This window comes from Streptomyces sp. NPDC088817 (assembly GCF_044750345.1).
Lineage (GTDB): Bacteria > Actinomycetota > Actinomycetes > Streptomycetales > Streptomycetaceae > Streptomyces.
The window spans coordinates 311,504-330,409 of the sequence record NZ_JBIVJN010000006.1; the positions used below are offsets into that span (position 1 = coordinate 311,504).

At 73.7% G+C, this 18,906-nt stretch carries 20 protein-coding genes and 1 pseudogene; 9 read left to right on the forward strand and 12 right to left on the reverse strand.

Features of this window, described 5'->3' with window-relative positions:
• Positions 1-9: 9 nt before the first annotated feature.
• From ACIP4X_RS14040 to ACIP4X_RS14075, 8 genes are all read right to left on the reverse strand, one after another.
• Positions 10-339: a hypothetical protein gene (locus ACIP4X_RS14040; protein ID WP_401348417.1), complete on the reverse strand. Its 330-nt coding sequence runs from the start codon at positions 337-339 to the stop codon at positions 10-12.
• Positions 336-509, reverse strand: a complete 174-nt coding sequence (locus ACIP4X_RS14045) for a hypothetical protein (RefSeq protein WP_401348420.1) — start codon at positions 507-509, stop codon at positions 336-338. Before ACIP4X_RS14045 ends, ACIP4X_RS14040 begins: the two co-directional genes overlap by 4 nt.
• A complete protein-coding gene (locus ACIP4X_RS14050) occupies positions 506-1,858 on the reverse strand; it encodes a hypothetical protein (RefSeq protein ID WP_401348423.1) in 1,353 nt (450 codons plus the stop codon). Before ACIP4X_RS14050 ends, ACIP4X_RS14045 begins: the two co-directional genes overlap by 4 nt.
• Entirely contained in the window at positions 1,855-2,049 is a 195-nt protein-coding gene (locus ACIP4X_RS14055; RefSeq protein WP_401348426.1) for a hypothetical protein, read from the reverse strand. Before ACIP4X_RS14055 ends, ACIP4X_RS14050 begins: the two co-directional genes overlap by 4 nt.
• Positions 2,046-2,399, reverse strand: a complete 354-nt coding sequence (locus ACIP4X_RS14060; protein ID WP_401348537.1) for a DUF6907 domain-containing protein — start codon at positions 2,397-2,399, stop codon at positions 2,046-2,048. Before ACIP4X_RS14060 ends, ACIP4X_RS14055 begins: the two co-directional genes overlap by 4 nt.
• Positions 2,400-2,404: 5 nt before the next feature.
• Positions 2,405-2,896: a hypothetical protein gene (locus ACIP4X_RS14065; RefSeq protein WP_401348429.1), complete on the reverse strand. Its 492-nt coding sequence runs from the start codon at positions 2,894-2,896 to the stop codon at positions 2,405-2,407.
• The gene (locus tag ACIP4X_RS14070; RefSeq protein WP_401348431.1) at positions 2,893-3,414 is read right to left on the reverse strand and encodes a hypothetical protein; all 522 of its coding nucleotides are present in this window, start codon (positions 3,412-3,414) and stop codon (positions 2,893-2,895) included. Before ACIP4X_RS14070 ends, ACIP4X_RS14065 begins: the two co-directional genes overlap by 4 nt.
• Positions 3,415-3,524: 110 nt before the next feature.
• Positions 3,525-4,028, reverse strand: a complete 504-nt coding sequence (locus tag ACIP4X_RS14075) for a hypothetical protein (RefSeq protein ID WP_401348434.1) — start codon at positions 4,026-4,028, stop codon at positions 3,525-3,527.
• Positions 4,029-4,238: 210 nt separating this feature from the next.
• On the opposite strand from ACIP4X_RS14075, the gene ACIP4X_RS14080 reads away from it, so the two are divergent.
• The 3 genes from ACIP4X_RS14080 (at position 4,239) to mug (ending at position 6,630) form a co-directional block, all read left to right on the forward strand.
• Positions 4,239-4,460: a hypothetical protein gene (locus tag ACIP4X_RS14080; protein WP_401348437.1), complete on the forward strand. Its 222-nt coding sequence runs from the start codon at positions 4,239-4,241 to the stop codon at positions 4,458-4,460.
• A gap of 182 nt (positions 4,461-4,642) precedes the next feature.
• On the forward strand, positions 4,643-6,085 hold the full coding sequence (gene purB, locus ACIP4X_RS14085; protein WP_401348440.1) for an adenylosuccinate lyase: 1,443 nt from the start codon (positions 4,643-4,645) through the stop codon (positions 6,083-6,085).
• The gene (mug, locus tag ACIP4X_RS14090; protein ID WP_401348540.1) at positions 6,082-6,630 is read left to right on the forward strand and encodes a G/U mismatch-specific DNA glycosylase; all 549 of its coding nucleotides are present in this window, start codon (positions 6,082-6,084) and stop codon (positions 6,628-6,630) included. The genes purB and mug overlap by 4 nt, the downstream gene beginning before the upstream one ends.
• 8 nt (positions 6,631-6,638) lie before the next feature.
• On the opposite strand, the gene ACIP4X_RS14095 is transcribed toward mug, so the two are convergent.
• Entirely contained in the window at positions 6,639-7,082 is a 444-nt protein-coding gene (locus ACIP4X_RS14095) for a hypothetical protein (RefSeq protein WP_391454890.1), read from the reverse strand.
• A 169-nt stretch (positions 7,083-7,251) separates the two neighbouring features.
• On the opposite strand from ACIP4X_RS14095, the gene ACIP4X_RS14100 reads away from it, so the two are divergent.
• Positions 7,252-8,415, forward strand: a complete 1,164-nt coding sequence (locus ACIP4X_RS14100; protein ID WP_358736466.1) for an ROK family transcriptional regulator — start codon at positions 7,252-7,254, stop codon at positions 8,413-8,415.
• A 227-nt stretch (positions 8,416-8,642) separates the two neighbouring features.
• On the opposite strand, the gene ACIP4X_RS14105 is transcribed toward ACIP4X_RS14100, so the two are convergent.
• Positions 8,643-9,404, reverse strand: coding sequence for a GntR family transcriptional regulator (locus ACIP4X_RS14105; RefSeq protein WP_358736468.1), 762 nt, complete (start codon positions 9,402-9,404; stop codon positions 8,643-8,645).
• Positions 9,405-9,614: 210 nt separating this feature from the next.
• Positions 9,615-9,908 (reverse strand): annotated as a pseudogene (locus ACIP4X_RS14110) (sigma factor); the annotation flags it as partial.
• Positions 9,909-10,088: 180 nt separating this feature from the next.
• Here ACIP4X_RS14110 and ACIP4X_RS14115 point away from each other — a divergent pair.
• From ACIP4X_RS14115 to ACIP4X_RS14130, 4 genes are all read left to right on the forward strand, one after another.
• The gene (locus ACIP4X_RS14115; RefSeq protein ID WP_401348445.1) at positions 10,089-10,919 is read left to right on the forward strand and encodes an alpha/beta fold hydrolase; all 831 of its coding nucleotides are present in this window, start codon (positions 10,089-10,091) and stop codon (positions 10,917-10,919) included.
• Positions 10,920-11,054: 135 nt separating this feature from the next.
• Positions 11,055-12,473 carry an SWIM zinc finger family protein gene (locus ACIP4X_RS14120; RefSeq protein WP_401348447.1) on the forward strand — a complete coding sequence of 473 codons (1,419 nt, stop codon included), beginning with the start codon at positions 11,055-11,057 and terminating at the stop codon, positions 12,471-12,473.
• Positions 12,470-15,133, forward strand: a complete 2,664-nt coding sequence (locus ACIP4X_RS14125; protein WP_401348450.1) for a DUF6493 family protein — start codon at positions 12,470-12,472, stop codon at positions 15,131-15,133. Before ACIP4X_RS14120 ends, ACIP4X_RS14125 begins: the two co-directional genes overlap by 4 nt.
• A 139-nt stretch (positions 15,134-15,272) precedes the next feature.
• Entirely contained in the window at positions 15,273-16,715 is a 1,443-nt protein-coding gene (locus tag ACIP4X_RS14130) for a GNAT family N-acetyltransferase (protein ID WP_401348453.1), read from the forward strand.
• Positions 16,716-17,059: 344 nt separating this feature from the next.
• Here the strand turns inward: ACIP4X_RS14130 and ACIP4X_RS14135 are convergent, their stop codons facing one another.
• Positions 17,060-18,277: a PLP-dependent transferase gene (locus ACIP4X_RS14135; RefSeq protein ID WP_358736478.1), complete on the reverse strand. Its 1,218-nt coding sequence runs from the start codon at positions 18,275-18,277 to the stop codon at positions 17,060-17,062.
• A gap of 59 nt (positions 18,278-18,336) precedes the next feature.
• On the opposite strand from ACIP4X_RS14135, the gene ACIP4X_RS14140 reads away from it, so the two are divergent.
• On the forward strand, positions 18,337-18,864 hold the full coding sequence (locus tag ACIP4X_RS14140; RefSeq protein ID WP_100567281.1) for an Lrp/AsnC family transcriptional regulator: 528 nt from the start codon (positions 18,337-18,339) through the stop codon (positions 18,862-18,864).
• The last annotated feature ends 42 nt before the right edge of the window (positions 18,865-18,906 follow it).

The window sequence follows — 18,906 nt, forward strand, 5'->3', positions numbered from 1 at the left end:
AAGGGCAGGTCAGCGGCCCTTGCGCTGGAAGTCGGCCCAGAGGCCGCGGAGGACGAGCGCGAGGATCGCGACGGCTACGGCGCCGATGGCGACCGCGACGGCGAACAGGGACGCGGCCAGCGAGCCGACGGTGACCACGCCGCCGATCACGAGCCACTTCTTCGTGTCGAACGGCTGCGCGCCAGGGTGGTGGTGCTCGCACGGCTTCGGCTGCTGCGCCTGCAAGCCCTGCTGTACGGCCTGGGCGATGAGCACGGCGCGGATCACCTCGAGCTGGCGGGTGTCGTCGGCGGCGTCCGACGCGGCGGCGAGCGCCTTGGACAGGGCTTCCTCGTTCACTGCGCCCACCCCCCAACCCGGGGCAGGTGCGGGCGGACGGCGAGGCCGGCCGCGAACGCGATGGTGACCGGCTGGCAGGCGAACGCGAGGACCCCGGAGGGCAGCGCGGTCGGGAGGTCGAGCAGCAGCCACAGCACGGCGAGGGTGGCACCCAGGATGATCGGCTTCATGACCGGTCGTCTCCCTTCGGGGTGACCACCTGACGGCGCAGTTCGGTCGCCTCGCGGCGGCTCAGCCCGAACTCGTCGCGCAGGCGGTCGATGGTCACCGGGCGGGTCGTCGACCGGACCAAGTCGCGGTTGAGCTTGTGTGCCCTTTTGAGCAGCTCACTGGGGGTGAGGGTGATTACCTCGGTGACCACTCGCCGGGGTGCTTCGGCGGGCACGGCGGCCTTGGCCCAGGGGTGGATGTCGAACGGGTCGTGGGCTGCGGTGGCGGTGTCCTTCCATGGCGGCCGCACCGACTCCGGGATGACCACCTTCGGGGGCTCCGGGAGGGCCTGCGGCTGGTCATCCGTGGCGGGTTCGGCCGGTACCCAGCGCTGCCGCCCGTGGTCGAAACGGAACGTCGGATCGGCGGGCTTGGTGACCACCTCGCGGGCCACGATCGGCAGCAGCCGCACGCCCGCGGGCACCACCTCCGGGCGAGGCGCGGGCGGAAGCTCCGGCCGTTCGTCTGCCACCTGCTCCACCGTGATCTCACTGCCCTCCCAAGGGGAGGTCAGTTCGATGGTTGCGAGGGATGCGGCGTGCCGGCGGGCGGCGAGGAGGTCGAGGAGCTTGGCCCGCTGCTCCCGGTCGGCGCCGGCCTGGGCCTTGCCCACGGCCACGGACAGGCGCCGGGCGACCCGGGCACGTCCGCGGGCGCCCGGCTTCATGTCGGCGAGCTGGGCGGCAAGGGCGACGGCCTTCACGGTGGCGCGGTCGCGGGTGATCTGCTCGGCGCTGCGGTCGCGGACGGCGAGGCCGAGGCGGGACAGCAGCCGCTCCCGCAGCTCGCGGGCGAGCAGAGCGGGCAGACTGCCCGACAGGCTGTCGGGCTGTCCGTGCCGCAGCTCGATGCCCATCGAGAGGTGCCAGAGCAGGGCGGCCAGGATCGGGCCGACGACGGCGCGGACGGTGCCGCCGACGATCCCGGACTCCGAGTAGGCGGGGATCACCTGCACTCCGGTGATCAGCCACACGAGCGTGCCGGGCGTACCGGGCGCGCCCTTGGTGCGCAGGTTCTGGCGGGCCATCAGCCCGCAGGCGAACAGCGCCAGTTCCGCCGCGGCGAACATCGCGCCGCGCTCCGACGTGGACGCCATGTCGAGCCGGTGCTCGGCGAACCGCCAACTGGTGTCGGCGCTGTAGGCGGTGCAGGCCATCGCGGCGAGCGAGGCGACCAGCACGGCGGCCGGGGTCCGGGCCGCGGCCTTACGCCCGGCGCGGGCCGCCCACACCGTGGCGGCCAGCAGCAGCGCGGCGGCCACGCCAGCGGGCCAGGGGTGGGCTTGAGCCCACAGGGTCAGGGAGTTCATGGGGTGCCGACCTCCGGAGCGGCAGCGCGCACGGCGCGGTGCGCGGCAAGGGTCATGCCTTCGCGGTCGCCGGTACGGCGTGCGAGGACGACGGCCTCGAGGAGGCAGTCGACGGGCGGGAGGGGCCGGGCCGACCGGGCGGCCGCGCGGATGGCGGCGCGCTCGGTCGGACGGTGGACGAGGGCGGTCACTGACCACCTCGGGCGAGGAGCACGGCGAGTTCGTCGGCCAGGTTGTACAGCTGCTGGGCGTGGGCGGTGAGGGCGTCCGCGAACGCCCGGGCGCCGGCCGGGTCGAGGGTCTGGGCGAGGAGGGTTACGGCGATGCCCGGCAGGGTGCTGGACTGCTGGGAGTACGGGGCCTGTACGAGGCTGGCGACGCTGACCTCTCGGCCGTCGAAGGTGAGGGAGACGTCCGGGCCCCGGTGAAGGACGTCGGCCTTGAAGTGGGCGCCGTCCTCCCCGTGGCCCATGCACCACTCGGGCTCGTCGACCTCCAGGGCCTTGACGACGAGGACCTCGACGACCGCCGTGCGCGGCATGCTGCTCACCGGCCGACCTCCCGAACTCCGAGGACCTCGGCGAGACGCTCGCCGGGGATGCGGTGGTCGAGCGGGGCCCGGCCGGTGAGGACCGCCTTCAGGCGGTCGGTGTCGATGGTGGCGACGCAGGCGAGCGCCTCGACCTCGTGGGGCCGGTCCGGGTTGTAGTTGGCGGCGCGCATCTGCATGCGCAGCCGCAGCACCTCGCGCGTGGGCCGGTGACGAAGCCTGGCCTTCTTCTCCTCGGCGTCGAGCTTGGACCGCAGCCAGTCGGCGTTCCAGCCGAGGTCTCGCGGGTCCTCGTCGAGGGCCTTGCGCATGGTGCGGGCCCAGTCGGCGCGGTCGTCGAGGCGGGCCTCGTAGTTGGGGGTGCCGTAGGGGAGGGTGATCGCGTCGAGCACCGTGTGGAGGAGGGCGCGCAGGTCGCGGATCTCGTTGGTGGCGGCCACGGCGCCCACCGCTGGGGTGGGCGCCTGCTCGGCCTTACGGGCGCTCACGCGCCGGCCTTCGCGGCGTAGACGCGGCGGAGGACGCCGGGGACCTGCGTGCGGATGGCGGCCGGGTTGGCGCCGCACTTCAGCTCGTCCGCCAGCAGCTCGAACACGTAGCCGTAGTCGGTGCCGGCCTCGGCGCGGGCGTGCTCGACGGCCACGTACGCCCACACGCGGTCGGTGACCTCGGGGAGCAGCGTCTCGGCGAGGCCGGGGTCCGTGCCCATGGTGGTGAAGACCTGCGGCAGGACCTCGGGGAGGGCGTCGGCGATGTCGTCGAGGGTGGCGGCCGGGTCGGGGTCCATGGTGGCCGCGGCGTGGATCTGGGCGGCGACGTAGACCGCGGCGGCCTGGTGGGTGATGCGGTCGGTGTCGGCCGGACGGGTGTGCTCGGCGGTGGTGAGGGCGGCGATGCCGGCGAGCGCGGGCTGGGTGTGGCGGGCGTCGGCGTCGGCGAGGAGTTCGTGGAGTGGGGTCGCGACGGCCAGCGAGGTGCAGGGGGTGGTCTGTACGGTGGTGTGCATGGTCGGTCTCCTTGCGTGGTGCGAGGTTCGGCCGTAGGCCCCGGTGCGGAAGGTGGAAGCTCCCGCCGGGGCCGCCGCTTGTGCGGCGGCCGAGAGGGTGGGTGGTCGGCTCAGGCCGCGAAGGCGGCGACGGCCGCGGCGACGGCCGCGGCGGCGGGCTCGTCGGCGGCGGCGGCGCGCTCGACCTTCAGCGAGGGGGCGCATGCCTTCATGGGGACGGGGCCGAGGCCGTGGGCCTTGAAGATGCGGGTGATCTCGGCGAGGTCCGGGGTCTGCCGCGAGGACGGGGTGCGGAAGATCCGCCACGTGCCGTAGATGCCGGCGGGAAGCCGGTCGAGGACCTTGCGGGCGGCGCGCTTGCCGCGGTCGGCGCGGCGGGCCTGGTCGGCGGCGCGCTCGTACTCGGCGGCGGCGGCCTCGATGGCGTCGACCTCGGGCATCTCGTCGGCCTCGTACGTGCCGGCCGGGTCCGGGGCCTCCTCGACGACCGGCTCGGTGGCGGCCGGCGTGGCGGGGGCGATGGAGCGGACGGCGTCGGCGGCCGTCTCGATGAGGGTCCCGATCAGGCCACGCACGGTACGGGCGGCGCGAGGGGACGTGAGAAGGTTGAGCATCGGTTCTCCCGGTTGCATCGGGTGGTTCCGTAGGCCCTCGGTCGGTGTTGGTAGCACCGCCGGGGGCCGCTTGCGTTGTCGGCTGGTTTCCCTGCCGACAACTCCACTCTAGGGAACATCGTGTTCCATCGTCAAGTGGCTCCACCTAGGCAAGGAAGTCATGAGTAGGTAACATCAGGTTCCATGATGACGGATGGAACACTGTGTGTCATGGATAAGCGCTCGCTTCAGCACATCGCCGGACGCTTCAGGGAGTCCGAGCAGAGGACGGAGATCCTGCGCCAGGAACTGGCTGAAGCCATCCGCGCCGCAGACCAGGACGGCGTGGCCCAGAAGGACATCTGTGAAGCCACCGGCTACACACGGCAGCAGGTACGCAGGATCGTCAACGCCGGCGCCAACGAACGGGAGGGCGCGCACGAGGAGAAGTGATGTCCACGCATGCGAAAGCCCCCAGCCGGACAGCTGGGGGCTTCTCTGTCTCTACACCGGCTGCTCTCACATCCGTCTCACGGACTGACAGAGACGTTCCGGTCCGAGCGCGCTCCACCTGGGCTCTCTGGACTATGTGGACGCTTCGGGGGCCCTCTGGATGCCGGGTAAACTCCGTCTACGTGACTTCAGCGCCCGCCAAGCCCCGCATCCCGAACGTCCTCGCCGGACGTTACGCCTCCGCCGAGCTCGCCACGCTCTGGTCGCCCGAGCAGAAGGTCAGGCTGGAACGACAGCTCTGGCTCGCCGTGCTGCGCGCCCAGAAGGACCTCGGCATCGAGGTGCCGGACGAGGCGATCGCCGACTACGAGCGGGTCCTCGACCAGGTCGACCTGGCCTCGATCGCGGAGCGCGAGAAGGTCACCCGGCACGACGTGAAGGCGCGGATCGAGGAGTTCAACGACCTCGCCGGGCACGAGCACATGCACAAGGGCATGACCTCCCGCGACCTGACGGAGAACGTCGAGCAGTTGCAGATCCGGCTCTCGCTGGAGCTGATGCGGGACCGCACGGTGGCCGTCCTCGCCCGGCTGGGCAGGCTGGCCGCCGAGTACGGCGAGCTGGTCATGGCCGGCCGCTCGCACAACGTCGCCGCGCAGGCCACCACCCTCGGCAAGCGGTTCGCGACCGCGGCCGACGAGCTGCTGGTGGCCCACGGGCGGGTCGAGGAGCTGCTGGGCCGCTACCCGCTGCGCGGCGTCAAGGGTCCGGTGGGCACGGCCCAGGACATGCTGGACCTGCTCGGCGGCGACGCGTCGAAGCTCGCGGAGCTGGAGCGGCGCGTCGCCGGGCACCTCGGCTTCTCACGGGCGTTCACGTCGGTCGGCCAGGTCTACCCCCGCTCGCTGGACTACGAGGTCGTCACCGCGCTGGTGCAGCTCGCGGCGGCGCCCTCCTCGCTGGCGAAGACGATCCGGCTGATGGCCGGGCACGAACTGGTCACCGAGGGCTTCAAGCCGGGCCAGGTCGGCTCCTCCGCGATGCCGCACAAGATGAACACCCGCTCCTGCGAGCGCGTCAACGGCCTGATGGTGATCCTGCGCGGCTACGCCTCGATGACCGGCGAGCTGGCGGGCGACCAGTGGAACGAGGGCGACGTGTCCTGCTCGGTGGTGCGCCGGGTCGCGCTGCCGGACGCGTTCTTCGCGCTGGACGGGCTGCTGGAGACGTTCCTGACGGTGCTCGACGAGTTCGGCGCCTTCTCCGCGGTGATCGCCCGCGAGCTGGACCGCTACCTTCCGTTCCTGGCCACCACCAAGGTGCTGATGGGCGCCGTGCGGGCCGGGGTAGGCCGCGAGGTCGCCCACGAGGCGATCAAGGAGAACGCCGTCGCGACCGCGCTCGCCATGCGTGAGCAGGGCGCCGAGCGCAACGATCTGCTCGACAAGCTGGCCGCCGACGACCGCCTCCCGCTCGACCGCGCCGGGCTCGACGCGCTGATGGCCGACAAGCTGTCCTTCACCGGCGCGGCGGCCGACCAGGTCGGCGAGGTCGTGGGCCGGATCGAGGAGATCGTGAAGCAGCACCCGGCGGCCGCGGCCTACGCGCCGGGGGCGATCCTCTGACCCGTTTCACCCCGGCGGAACTCGAGGCCGCCCGCGACCGTCCGGTCCCGGATGTCGTCGCGGACGGCCTGCGGGTGCTGTTCTGCGGCATCAATCCCGGTCTGATGACGGCCGCGACCGGCCACCACTTCGCCCGGCCCGGCAACCGGTTCTGGCCGGTGCTGCACCGGTCGGGGTTCACCCCGAGGCTGCTGCGGCCCGCGGAGCAGGGCGAGCTGCTGTCGTACGGGCTGGGCATCACGAACGTCGTGGAGCGGCCGACGGCCCGGGCGCAGGAGCTGACGCCCCAGGAGTACCGCGAGGGCGGACGGCTGCTGGCGCTGAAGGTGGCGCGGCTGCGGCCGCGGTGGCTTGCGGTGGTGGGCGTCACCGCGTACCGGGCGGCGTTCGGCGACCGTACGGCCCAAGTGGGGCCGCAGCAAAGGACGTTCGGCGACACGCGGGTGTGGGTGCTGCCCAACCCGAGCGGGCTGAACGCGCATTGGACGGCCGAGACGATGGCCGAGGAGTTCGCACGGCTGAGGGTGGCCGCGGAGGCGTCGTAGCGCGCGGGTCAGGGTGGGTCCACGTCGGTGACGACCGCGAGGAGCTGGAACGGCAGCTCCTTGTCCCACTGGGAGACGCCGAGCGCTATCCACGGGCCGGTTTCCCGCGCCCTCCACAGCTGGACGTCCGGTACGTGCCCGCTGAGCGAGGCCCACGGCTCGGGCACGTCCTCGCCCGACAGGGTGCGTTCGAGCACGCTGTACAGGCTGAACACCTGCGGCGGGCCCCAGCGTCCGGAGAGCCGCTCCCCCAGTCCGTCCCGGTCGAGTTCGTACTGCTCCGCCGTCGCCTCGCGCCGGCTGCCGTCGTCCTCCCAGAAGTCGTCGCTCGTCTCCAACTCGGCCACGCGGTAACCGGGTCCGGCCGTGCCGGTCTCCGTCCTGGTGCGCCGGGCGGGATACTCCCCGCAGCGCAGCCGGTCGATGACGGCGAGAGCCTTCGCGATGTCCATGTGCTCCAGTAAAGCGGCCCCCACTGACAACTGGCGGGGCGTCAGCGACCGCACCGCCGTGCGGGCGGCGCCGCGCCGGGCGCGTGCTCGTGCCGTGCCCGGCGCTCGCCGCCCCGACCCGTGCCGAGTACGATCCGCCCAACACGCGCACGAGCTGGGAGGACGGACGGTGGGGCGGCTGACCGGCGGGGATCCCTCGCTGCTGCGAAGGATCAACTCCGCGGTGGTGCTGCACGCGCTGCGTGCCACGGACTGCGCGACGCTCACGGAGATCACCCGGGTGACGGGGCTGTCCCGGCCTACGGTCGAGGGCGTAGTGGAGGGCCTGATCGTGGCGGGACTCGTCGTCGAGACGGCGGCCGAGGAGGGCGCCGCGCGGCGGCAGGGGCGGCCCGCGCGGCGGTTCCGGTTCCGGGCCGAGGCCGGGCATCTGCTGGGCCTGGAGATCGGCGCGCACCGGGTCGCCGTGCTGCTGGCCGACCTGGACGGCCGCGTGGTGGGTTCCCAGGCCAAGGACGTGGAGGAGACCGCCGGGGCGGACGAGCGGCTGGAGCGGCTGCGCGGCGCGGTCGCCGAACTGCTGCGCAGGGCCGGTGTCCCGCGCAGTTCACTGCGGGCCGTCGGGGTCGGCACGCCCGGGATCGTCGAGGCGGACGGCACGGTACGGCTCGGCACGGCGCTGCCCGGCTGGACCGGCCTGCACCTGGGTGAACGGCTGAGCCGCTCTTTCAAGTGCCCGGTGCTGGTCGAGAACGACGCGAACGCGGCGGCGGTGGCCGAGCACTGGAAGGGCGCCGCCATCGAATCCGACGACATGGTCTTCGTGCTGGCCGGGCTGAGCCCGGGCGCCGGTTCGCTGATCGGCGGGCGGCTGCACCGCGGGTTCGGCGGGGCCGCCGGTGAGATCGGCGCGCTGCACCTGCTGGGCCGGGAGGCGACGCCCGAGACGCTGCTGTCGACGACGGACCAGCCGCTGCATCCGCTGGACGAGCGAGCGGTGGCCGAGGTCTTCGCGCTGGCCCGCCGTGGTGACCTGCGGGCCGGCGCGGCCGTCGAACGGTTCATCCACCGGCTCGTCCACGACGTGGCGGCCCTCGCGCTGGCCCTGGACCCGGAACTCGTCGTCATCGGCGGCTGGGCGGCCGGGCTGGACGGCGTGCTGGAGCCGCTGCGGCGCGAACTGGACCGCTACTGCCTGCGCCCGCCCAAGGTGACCCTGTCGATGCTCGGCGAGGCGGCGGTGGCCACGGGCGCGCTCCGCCTGGCCCTCGACCACGTCGAGGAGCAGTTGTTCGCGGTCGAGGGCACGGCGACGACACGCCGGGCACGGTGACGGGGCGACGGGAGGGGATCCGCGCCTCCCGATGCCGCTCCCGGTGAGGGCCACCGGTCCCGGTGGGGGGTCGTCCGTCCCGGCGACGAGCCGCCCCGGAGGGGCAGCCGAGGGTCCGCCCATTCCAGTGACGGCCGACCGCTTCCGGCGGGGGTCGGTCACGGTGACGGCGACAGTGACGGCCGGCCTGTCCGGGGCGGTGCGACGCCGGGCAGGAGACCCGTCGGCTAGGACGCCTGCTGGTGCGGGCCGTGGTGTATTTCCACGCCGCCCGAGTCGCCGAAGGTCAGGCGGCAGGTGTCGGCGCGGTAGGTGGCGACGGAGATCGCGGCTGTGCGTCCCTCGACGACGAAGCGCGTGGTGACGACGAGGACGGGGGCGCCGGGCAGCCGGTCGAGCTCCTTGGCGTCGTCCGCGCGGGCCGAGCCCAGCTCCACCGAGCGGTCCTGGCCCTCCAGCTCGAGGCGGTGCAGCTCGCGCAGCACGGCACGCGCGCGTGCGGGCCCCGAGGGCGCGTCGATCGCGCTGAGGTCGGGCACCGACGCGTCCGGAACGTAGAGCAGCTCGGCGGCGACCGGCTGGCCGTGGCTCATCCGGGAGCGGCGCACGATGTGCACGGGCTCCTCGTGGCCGGTCTCCAGGGCGTCGGCGATCGCGGCCGGCGCGACGGACCGGGCGCAGTCGACGCTCTGCCAGGTGTCGCCGGACGCGCCCGGCCAGGCGTGCCGCTCGGTGCCGACGGCCACGCCCATGCGTGGCGGTGCGACGGTCGTACCGACACCGCGGCGGCGCTGCAGCCGTCCCTCCAGCTCGAGCTGCTCAAGCGCCTGGCGCAGCGTGGCGCGGGCCACGCCGAAGCGGGCGGCGAGCTCTCGTTCGTTGGGCAGGATCTCGCCCACCGAGAACTCGGAGTCCAGTGCCTCGCTGAGCAAGGTCTTGAGATGCCAGTACTTCGGCTCCGGCACCGATTCCAGCTGCGTGGTCCCCACCCTGTCCTCCGCAATCGCCGTGATCCGGCAGCGTTTTAAGCGCCCTTGTTTATTAAAGGTTGTTGTACTTATCTGTGACGATAAGGCGGCCCCCACCCTTGGTCAAGACCAATCCTCGTTCCCTCGGACGGCGCACAGGAGCATGTCGCGCGGTGTTCACAAGCCGTTCGCACGACCTCGGAAGCGCCGGGATCCGGCCGGGTTCAGGCGGTCAGGGACGGTCCGCGCGAGATCCGTGACCAGCGGTTCCGGCAGCCAGGGGCCGACGTAGGACTCGCCGCTCGCCTTGATCCGGCGGAGCCGGTCGATGGCGAGCCGGGTGGTGACCCGCACCAGGAAGCCGCGCGGCTCGCGCACGGCGCTCCGGTCGGCGGCGGACCAGCGCAGCCAGGCCTCCTGGAGCACGTCCTCGGCGTCCGCCACCCGCCCGAGCATGCGGTAGGCGACTCCCATGAGGACGGGTCGGTGCTCTGCGAAGACCTCGGTGCCGGTGTCGGTGGTCACGCCCTCATCCCAACCGACGTCCGGCGTTCGTGTCCAGGTGCGCCGGGTCGGGGTGCGCCGCCCGTGGCCGAAGAAGGGCGTTGGCGTTTCGGGTTTCACGCCACCACGGGGCTACCCGTCAGTAGCAATTGCTGACAGCCTGTCTGCCGTCGTTGCCGGCGTCCCCCACGAGGAGCCCCCATGTCCGCCACCGTCTCCTTCGAGGTCCCCTCCGCGCAGGGCCCGCGGACCGTGACCCTCTCCTACGCGCGCGTGGGCGACGGCGAACCGCTGCTCCTGCTGCACGGCATCGGACACCACCGCCAGGCCTGGGACCCGGTGGTCCACCTGCTCGCGCCCGAACGCGAGGTGATCACCGTGGACCTGCCGGGCTTCGGCGCCTCCCCCGCGCTGCCCGAAGGGCTCCGGCACGACCTGCCCACGATGAACGTCGTCCTGGGCGCCCTGTGCGAGGCGCTGAAAATAGAACGGCCCCATGTGGCGGGCAACTCCCTGGGCGGCCTTCTGGCCCTGGAACTGGGCCGCGAGAAGCTCGTACGGTCCGTCACCGCACTGGCACCGGCGGGGTTCTGGACGCGGTCCGAGCGGCGTTACGCCTTCGGCGTGCTGCGCACGATGCGCACGCTCGCCCGGAGGATGCCGTTGCCCCTGGTCGAGGGGCTCTCCCGGACGGCGGCCGGCCGCACCGCCTTGACCAGCACCATCTACGCCCGCCCTGCCCGCCGTTCGCCCGAAGCGGTGGTGGCCGAGACACTGGCCCTCGCGCGGGCGAGCGGATTCGAGGAGACCCTCCGCGCGGGCGTCGACGTCCGCTTCACCGATGTCCTGCCCGGCATCCCCGTCACCGTGGCCTGGGGCACCAAGGACCGGCTGCTGGTGCGCCGCCAGGGAGTGCGCGCCAAGCACATCATCCCCCGGGCCCGGCTCGTGCGTCTGCCCGGCTGCGGGCACGTCCCGATGAGCGACGACCCGGCCCTGGTCGCGCGCGTCCTCCTGGACGGCAGCCGCTGACCGTCGCCCGCGTCCGGCCGGCCACCACGACCGCAGGCGACTCGTTCTCGGCCACGTCCACCTCTCCCCCCGTCCCGCGAAGGGGATTTCCGCAGGTCGGGACCCGTTGTCAGTGGTCGCTCCTACGGTTTTTCCATGACGCGATCCTTGCAGGCCGTGGCCTATTGCCGACCCTCCGCGCTGGAGCCCTCAGCGGGCGGACAGCTCCTGGGACTTGAGACGTCCAGGGGTGCGACGCCCTCGGGTGTCCAGGACCATCCGCGGTTCTTCTCGGGCTTCCTGACATCACCTCAGGTCGCGTCGGCCGGGCTGCTGGCGGTGGCGGACGTGGCGGCCGCCCGCTACTACCAGCCGCAGTTGCGCGCCTCCCTCGACCCGGTGGTGACGGGGAACGGCGACCGGCTGCGGTTCGAGTCCTTCTCCGGCTGCTGCGGGGTGTACGCGCGCCTCGATGTGCTGCGCTCCGGCCTGGACGGCGGCGAGGTGGGGCACGGCACGACGAACGTCGACGTCAACAACCCGCTGCGCGAGGCGCTGTCCCGGATCGGCTCGGACGATCCGCTCCATATGCGGGTGGGCCCCGAGGAGCTGGCCGTGACCACACTGGACGGACCCGTGGTGGAGAAGAAGGTGCCGCTGCCGGACCGTTGGCTGCGCGGGTTCGCGGAGGCCCAGGTCACAGCCGCCGGCTTCGATCTGCGGGCCGAGCTGCCGGCGGCCGAGGCCGTGCGGTTCCTGCGGTCATTGCCGCGGAGCGGGCCGCGCGGCGCCGGGGGCGGTGCGCGGTGGGTGGTTCCGGCGGGCCGCGCCCTGCGGCCGACCACCCGGCCCGTGCCGGGCGCGGTCTGCCTGCCCGGGCCCGAGCGGCTTGCCGCGCTGCAGCGGGTGCTGAGGCACGCGACCGCCCTGCGCGTGTACGGCCCGGCGGTCGCGGGCGTCGGCGCCACGGCCAGTGCCTGGGAGGCGGTCCTGCCGGGCATGCGGCTGACGCTGACGCTGTCGCCCGACGCCTCCCGCGGGTTCTCCGGCGAGGGCGGGGTGCTGGACGCGCTCGCCACCGACGAGGCGGCCGAGGACGCGGAGCTGATCGCGGTGCTGCTGGCCTGGGAACCCCGCGTCGACGTCGTCGACCTCGCCGCCTCCTCCGGGCTCCCCCCGGAGCGGGTCCGTGCGGCGCTCGTCCGGCTCGGCACCTCGGGCCGGGTCGGGTACGACACCGCGGAGGCGGCGTACTTCCACCGGGAGCTGCCCTACGACGCCGATCGCGCCGAGCGGCACAACCCGCGTCTACGGGCCGCGCGCGGACTCGTCGCCGCTGGAGCGGTCGCCCTGGACGGCGCCCTGGCGACGGTGACGGCCGAGGACGGGCACGCGCACCGGGTGCGCGAGGAGCAGGGCGTGCTCAGTTGCAGTTGCCAGTGGTGGGCGAAGTACCTGGGCGGGCGCGGGCCCTGCAAACACGCGCTGTCGGTGCGGATGGCGCGGCGGGGCGGTACCGGGGAGCAGCCCGTGGTGGAGCAGGACGTGGCACGAGTCGACGGGGGTGTGCGATGACATCGCTGATGGAGGCACTGCGGGCCGGGCGGACGGCCGAGGTGATCGGTCTGCTGGATGCCATGACCGACGCTGAACGCCGGTCTTTCTTCCCGGAGTTGAAGGCACTGCGCAAGGAGCTCAGAGCGGCGCGCTGGGACTCGTCGTCCCGCCGCTCGTCTCCGGCGCTGTACGTGGCCGGGGTCGCGTGCCAGACCGGCGCGGCCGGCGTGGCGAGTTGGATCGCGGCCGCCGACATGCGCTGGCCGGGAGTCTCCCCCGCCGTACTGCTCCGTGTCCTCGCCGGCCGGGAGACCGGCTGGCTCGCCGATCTGACGGGCCGGCTCGCCCAGCGGCCCGCCACCGCGCGTGTGCCCTACGAGCTGATGTCCGCCCTGGTGCGCCTGGCGGGCTGCCCGGTCCCGACGACCGACGCCTATGTACGGGGCTGGGTGGAGCAGGTCGGTGGCGGCTGGCAGCGTGGCAACACCCTGCTGGAGCGGCTGCGCACGGACCCGCACCTCGTACCGCTCGTGGCCGCGCTCTTCGAGGTGAACGACATCGGCGGCCTGCTGCAATGGGGGCCCGACGAAGGCCCCGGCAGCTGGCACGGGGCGCTCGGGCAGCTCACGGCGGAGGGCCGGCTCGACCGGAGGGCCACGGTCGACGCGTGCGTGGCCCGCCTGCTGCGGGGCGGCACGAACGCCGACCACCGGGCGTTCCTGCGGGTGCTGACGACCCTGGCGCTCACCCGCGAGGAACAGCGGGAGCGGGTGGCCGACTGGATGGCGCTCGCCTCGGACGCGGTGTCCCCGGTCGCTTCGCACGCCCAGTCGGTGCTGGGCGCGCTGGCCCTGGAGGGGCGGATGTCGCATCGCCACCTGGCCGAGGTGTCCGGTGCGGTGCTGTTCCGGCCGGAGCGCAAGCTGGTGCGGGCACAGCTCGTGCTGCTCGGCAAGGTGCTCGCCCGGGACGCCGCGGCGGCCGACGAGCTGCTGCCCGCCGTCGCGCAGGCCTTCGGGCACGAGGACGCCGGCGTGCAGGAGCGGGCGCTCAAGCTCGCCGAGCGGCATGCGAAGAAGGTCAGCTCCGTCGAGGTGCGCGCCGAAATCGCGCTCGCGGCGGAGGAGTTGATCCCTCCGCTGCGTTCCCGGGCGGTCGGGTCGCTGGGGGCCGCACCGGCACAGGCGGCCTCGGCGTACGAGGAGGTGCTCCCGCTGGTTCCCGAGCCCGCGCGGCTCGCCCCCGCGGCGGCCTCCGTCGTCGAGCTCGCCGAGGAGGTGGGGGCCGCGCTGGAGTCCGACTCCGACGTGACCGGTTTCGAACGCGCCCTGGACGGGCTGGTGCGCCACGCCCACCGCGACCGCGATGCCCTGCTTCAGGCGCTGGAACCGGTGATCTCCCGCCGGTGGTGGGACGGTGGCGGCCAGTACCACCACGCGCGGCTCGACCATCAATTCGGCGAAGCCCGGGGTGGCTTCGACGCGTCCGCGGGCCTGGACCTGCTGCTCATCACACTGCGTGGAAAGCTGAAGACCGGCACGCTGCGCGCCTCGGCCCGGGTCACGAAATCAGCCCGTTCCTGCGTGCACACCGCGCTCTCCCAGGCCTTCGACGCCCGCCTGTGGGAGGTGGCGTACCGGATGCGCGTGGATCCCCTGCCGTTCCTGCTCTCGACCCCGACCTGGAGCACGGGCCTGCTGGAGCCGGACGAACTGGTGGAGCGGCTCGACGCGTACCGGCGTCTGGGGGCGCGCGTGTCGGAGGCGGACTTCGCGCAGGCGCTGCTCCGGGTGCGGCGCGCGGACCGCCCGGCGGCAGCGGCTGCGGCGGAGCGGGCGGCGGCCCTGGGCACGGCGGAGGGGAGGCGGCTCGCCCGCCGGCTGACCGCCGGCGCTCCCGTGCCGCCGTCGATCCGGCGTCGCACCTCGGCCCCGCGGATACTGGTCGAGTCCGGTGAACTCCTGGAGCTGCAGGAGGACTTCCCCGACGCCTTCCGCGCGCTGGGCAAGCCCTCCAGCGCCGTCGCGGAAAGCCGCTACTGCTACCACTGGGCCTACTCCCCGCGGCCCCACTGGCTGGCCGTGCTGCCCGAACTGCGTGAGCTGGTGGCCGTGCGGTTCCTGCAGGACGTGTCCGCCGTGGCCGTGGACGACACCCGGGGCGTGGCCGCCGTGCTTCCGCTGCTGGCCGAGTCCGGCGGCGAGGCGGGCGAGGCGACGCACCTGTGCGTGGCGTACGGGCTGGGCGCCCGGCACCCGGAGGACCGGCTGGCCGCCGTGGACGCGTTGCTCGTCCTCGCCGCGCGCGGGCAGCTGGACGCCTCCCGCCTCGGCGCGGACCTCGGAGAGCTGGTGCGGGACGGCGCGGTGAAGCCGCTGCGGCTGGCGGAGTCACTGCGCACGGCCGCGGCCACGGGGGCGTACGCCACCGTGTGGGGTCTGCTCAACCACGCCCTGCCGCCGCTGCTCTCCGTCCTCGCCGCCGACGGACCGGACGGGCCGGTGCGGGGGCTCGGTGATCTGCTGGCCGTGGCGGCCGAGTGCGCAGAGCGGTCGGGGGCGCGGGGCGACCTGCCGCACCTGGCGCGGGCGGCGGACCGGGGCGGCTCGTCGCGCCTGGTCGCACAGGCCCGCCGGCTGCGCGGCGCGCTGGCCCCGGAGGCGGCTGCCGCCGCCTGACCCGGCACCCGTCGGCGCACCTCTGGAAACGGCCGAAGGAACAACTTCACGAAACAGCGACGAAAGGTGCGAACATCGCTTTACTCATCGGTCACAGCGCGTTCGCGATCACGCAACACCGTTCCGCCACAGTGGTCGTATGACTGGAGAAGTGTCGAACACGACGTGGTCGAAGCACGGACGCCGGGCGCATCACTGGCGGCGGGACCTGGTCGAACTGGCCGCGCTCTTCACGGCGGTCGCCGTGGCCGACGCGGTGGCGAACCTGATCGGCCACGGCCCCGGCGGTCCGGCCCTGCTGATGATCTCGGCGTTCGCCCTGGTGGCCACGGCGGCCTTCCACACGTGGTGGGCACGCCGCCACGGTCACGCACCGCCCGCCGACGATACCGGCGCCCGGCCGCCCACCGCCCAGCAGGCCGGGCCGTCGGCCGCCGGCCCCGCGGCGGACGAAGCGGCGCCGGGCGGCAGCGCGCTGTGGCGGATGCGGACGACCGTGCGGGACGCGCCCGGTTCGCTGGCCGCGCTCTGCGCGGCGCTGGCCGCCCGGCAGGTGGACATCCTCAGCCTTCAGGCGCATCCGCTGGCCGAGGGCACGGTGGACGAGTTCCTGCTGCGCGCTCCCGGCGGGCTCGAGGCGTCGGGCATCACCCGGGCGGTCGCGCTGGCCGGCGGCGCCGACACGTGGATCGAGCGGGCCGACGCGCACGATCTGGTGGACGCGCCGACACGGGTTCTGGGCCTGGCCACGCGCACGGCGCTCGACCCGGCGGAACTCCCGCTGACACTGCGGCAGTTGCTGGGGCGGTGCACCATCCGTTCGCTGCCGGAGCGGTCGGCCCCGGCCGGGGACTCGCGGGAGGTGCCGGCCGAAGGGACGCTGGAGGACACGGTGATGCGGCTGCGGGCGCCGGAGGGCGGGACGATCACCGTGGAGCGGCCGTACCTGCCCTTCACACCCACTGAGTTCGCCCGGGCGCGCGCCCTGGTGGAACTGGACACCCGGCTCGGTCCGCGCGTTCCGCGCGGCCAGGACGTGCTGACGCTGCCCGAGGGCGACGCGATCACCGTGCACAGGGCCGGTACCGGCGACCTCGCGGCCGCCCGGGAGATGCACGCCCGCTGCTCGGCGCGCACCCTCGGCCTGCGTTACCACGGGCCGGTCGGCGACGCCGACCGCTATCTCGACCACCTGTTGAGCCCGCGGTTCGGCCGTACGCTGGCCGCGCGCACTGCCTCCGGGCGGATCGTCGGCCTCGGCCATCTGCTGTGGGACGGCGACGAGACGGAGGTCGCGCTGCTCGTCGAGGACGCCTGGCAGCGCCGCGGCATCGGCGGCGAACTGCTGGGCCGGCTGGTGGCGATGGCCGTCGAGGCGGGCTGCGCGAGCGTGTACGCCGTGACGCAGGCCGCGAACACCGGCATGGTCGCCGCCATGCGGGGCCTCGGCCTGCCGCTCGACTTCCAGATCGAGGAGGGCACCCTGGTCGTCACGGCCCGACTGGACGCGCCCCTGGTGCCCTCCCGCCTGCCGTACGACACCGAGCAGACGCGGTACGAGGGTTCGCGCCCGCGAGACTGATCAGCGCGACCTCGAAGGGCGCGCGCCCCGGAACACCCCGGCCGCGCGCCCGGCCCAGGACAGGCCGACCACGCCCGGCGCCCAGCCCAAGACAGGCCAGCCGCGACCCGGCCCAGATAGTCCAGCCGCGTCTGGCCCCGTCCAAGACGGCCCGGCCACCCGCCCTCTGAGGCCGCTCGGCTTAGCTCATCACCGGGTACAGGCCCGGCGCCCGGTGCCCAGCCCAGGACCGCCCAGCGCCCAGCCGAAGAGAGGCCAGCCGCGGCCCGGCCCAGAGAGAGTCCAGCCGCGCCTGGCCCCCCGTCCCAGACAACCCAGTCACCCGTCCTCCGAGGCCGGTCGGCTCAGCTCATCGCCTGGTGCAGACCCGTCACCTGCGGCTGTTCCGGCCGTGTCCCCAGGGCCCGGTCCAGGTCGGTCCACAGGTCCTCGACGTCCTCCAGGCCCACCGACATCCGCAGCAGCCGGTCGCCGACCCCGGCGCCGCGCCGGTCGTCCGCGTCGACGATGCGATGGCTGATGGACGCCGGGTGCTGGATCAGCGTGTCGACGCTGCCGAGGCTCACGGCCGGCGTGATCAGGCCGACGCCACCGATGACGTCGTGCGGGTCGCCGTGCACCTCGAAGGCGACCATCGCACCGCCGATGGACGGGTAGTGCACCCGGGCGACGCGCGGGTCGTCCGCCAGGCGGGCGGCCAGTTCCGCGGCGGTGGCCGAGGCGGCCCGTACCCGGACCGGAAGCGTGGACAGCCCGCGCAGCAGCAGGTATCCGGCGAGCGGGTGGAGCACCCCGCCGGTGGCGAACCGCACCTGCCGCAGCCGTCCGGCGAGTTCCTCGTCGCAGGCCACCACACCGGCCATCACGTCGCCGTGCCCGCCCAGGTACTTGGTGGCGCTGTGCAGCACCAGGCGCGCGCCCTGCTCGGCGGGGCGTTGCAGCACAGGGGTGGCGAAGGTGTTGTCGACGAGAAGCGGCACGGAGCCGCAGGCGTGGGCGACGGCCCGCAGATCCACCTCGGCCAGCGTCGGGTTCGCCGGTGTCTCGACCATGACCAGGCCGGTGTCCGGGCGCAGCGCGTCGGTGATGCCCGCCGGGTCGGTCCAGGTCACCTCGGTGCCGAGCAGCCCGGCGGTGAGCAGGTGGTCGCTGCAGCCGTACAGCGGGCGCACGGCCACGACGTGCCGCAGACCCATGGCGGACCGGACGAGGAGCACCGCGCTCAGCGCGGCCATGCCGCTGGCGAACGCCACCGCGGCCTCGGTGCCCTCCAGCCGGGCCAGAGCGGTCTCGAAGCGGGCGACGGTGGGGTTGCCGAGCCTCGCGTAGACCGGGCTTCCGCCGAGTTCGGCGCCGTCGGTGGCGAAGGCGTCGATGCGGGCGGCCTCGGCGCGGCTGTCGTAGGAGGGGTAGGTGGTGGACAGGTCGATCGGCGGGGCGTGCAGTCCCTGCCGGGCGAGGTCGTCACGGCCGGCGTGCACCGCCTCGGTGGCCAGTGCTCTGGGTGCGGGGCGTACGTCGTCGTACGCGGGCGTGCTCGCGGAGTCCAAAGGCGTGTCCATGACCGAAGGGTGAACAGCGGCCGGGATCACGGGGCCGAGGGCCGTGCTACGTTCGCCACATGGCCGAATCCGTCGTACTGGATCCGGTGGATCTGCATCTGCTGCGGCTGTTGCAGAACGACGCCCGGACCACCTACCGCGACCTCGCCGCGCAGGTCGGGGTCGCCCCGTCGACCTGCCTGGACCGGGTGGCCCGGCTGCGCCGCTCGGGGCTCATTCTCGGCCACCGGCTGCGGCTCGACCCCGCCAAACTGGGCAGGGGCCTTCAGGCGCTGCTGTCGGTGCAGGTCAGGCCGCACCGGCGTGAGCTGGTGGGGCCGTTCGTGGAGCGGATCCGGGCGCTGCCGGAGTCGCTGACCGTGTTCCATCTGACCGGTCCCGACGACTACCTGGTCCATGTCGCGGTCGCGGACATGGCCGATCTCCAGCGTCTGGTCCTCGACGAGTTCACGGCCCGGCGTGAGGTGGCCCGGGTGGAGACCCGGCTGATCTTCCAGCAGTGGGACTGCGGCCCGCTGCTGCCGCCCGGCGCTCAGCCGGGCACGCTCTCGGCGAAATCGGACCGAACAGAGCCCGGAGCGGGGTAAACCGGGCTGACGCGGGCCGCCCCTCCGTACGAGGATGGTCGG

Bases quoted from the DNA above. Each gene is read 5' to 3' on its own strand.
- ACIP4X_RS14045 (WP_401348420.1), bottom strand. From the start codon at position 509: ATGAAGCCGATCATCCTGGGTGCCACCCTCGCCGTGCTGTGGCTGCTG.
- ACIP4X_RS14050 (WP_401348423.1), bottom strand. From the start codon at position 1,858: ATGAACTCCCTGACCCTGTGGGCTCAAGCCCACCCCTGGCCCGCTGGC.
- ACIP4X_RS14060 (WP_401348537.1), bottom strand. From the start codon at position 2,399: ATGCCGCGCACGGCGGTCGTCGAGGTCCTCGTCGTCAAGGCCCTGGAG.
- ACIP4X_RS14070 (WP_401348431.1), bottom strand. From the start codon at position 3,414: ATGCACACCACCGTACAGACCACCCCCTGCACCTCGCTGGCCGTCGCG.
- ACIP4X_RS14075 (WP_401348434.1), bottom strand. From the start codon at position 4,028: ATGCTCAACCTTCTCACGTCCCCTCGCGCCGCCCGTACCGTGCGTGGC.
- ACIP4X_RS14080 (WP_401348437.1), top strand. From the start codon at position 4,239: ATGGATAAGCGCTCGCTTCAGCACATCGCCGGACGCTTCAGGGAGTCC.
- ACIP4X_RS14095 (WP_391454890.1), bottom strand. From the start codon at position 7,082: ATGGACATCGCGAAGGCTCTCGCCGTCATCGACCGGCTGCGCTGCGGG.
- ACIP4X_RS14115 (WP_401348445.1), top strand. From the start codon at position 10,089: ATGTCCGCCACCGTCTCCTTCGAGGTCCCCTCCGCGCAGGGCCCGCGG.
- ACIP4X_RS14120 (WP_401348447.1), top strand. From the start codon at position 11,055: ATGACGCGATCCTTGCAGGCCGTGGCCTATTGCCGACCCTCCGCGCTG.
- ACIP4X_RS14125 (WP_401348450.1), top strand. From the start codon at position 12,470: ATGACATCGCTGATGGAGGCACTGCGGGCCGGGCGGACGGCCGAGGTG.
- ACIP4X_RS14130 (WP_401348453.1), top strand. From the start codon at position 15,273: ATGACTGGAGAAGTGTCGAACACGACGTGGTCGAAGCACGGACGCCGG.
- ACIP4X_RS14135 (WP_358736478.1), bottom strand. From the start codon at position 18,277: ATGGACACGCCTTTGGACTCCGCGAGCACGCCCGCGTACGACGACGTA.
- ACIP4X_RS14140 (WP_100567281.1), top strand. From the start codon at position 18,337: ATGGCCGAATCCGTCGTACTGGATCCGGTGGATCTGCATCTGCTGCGG.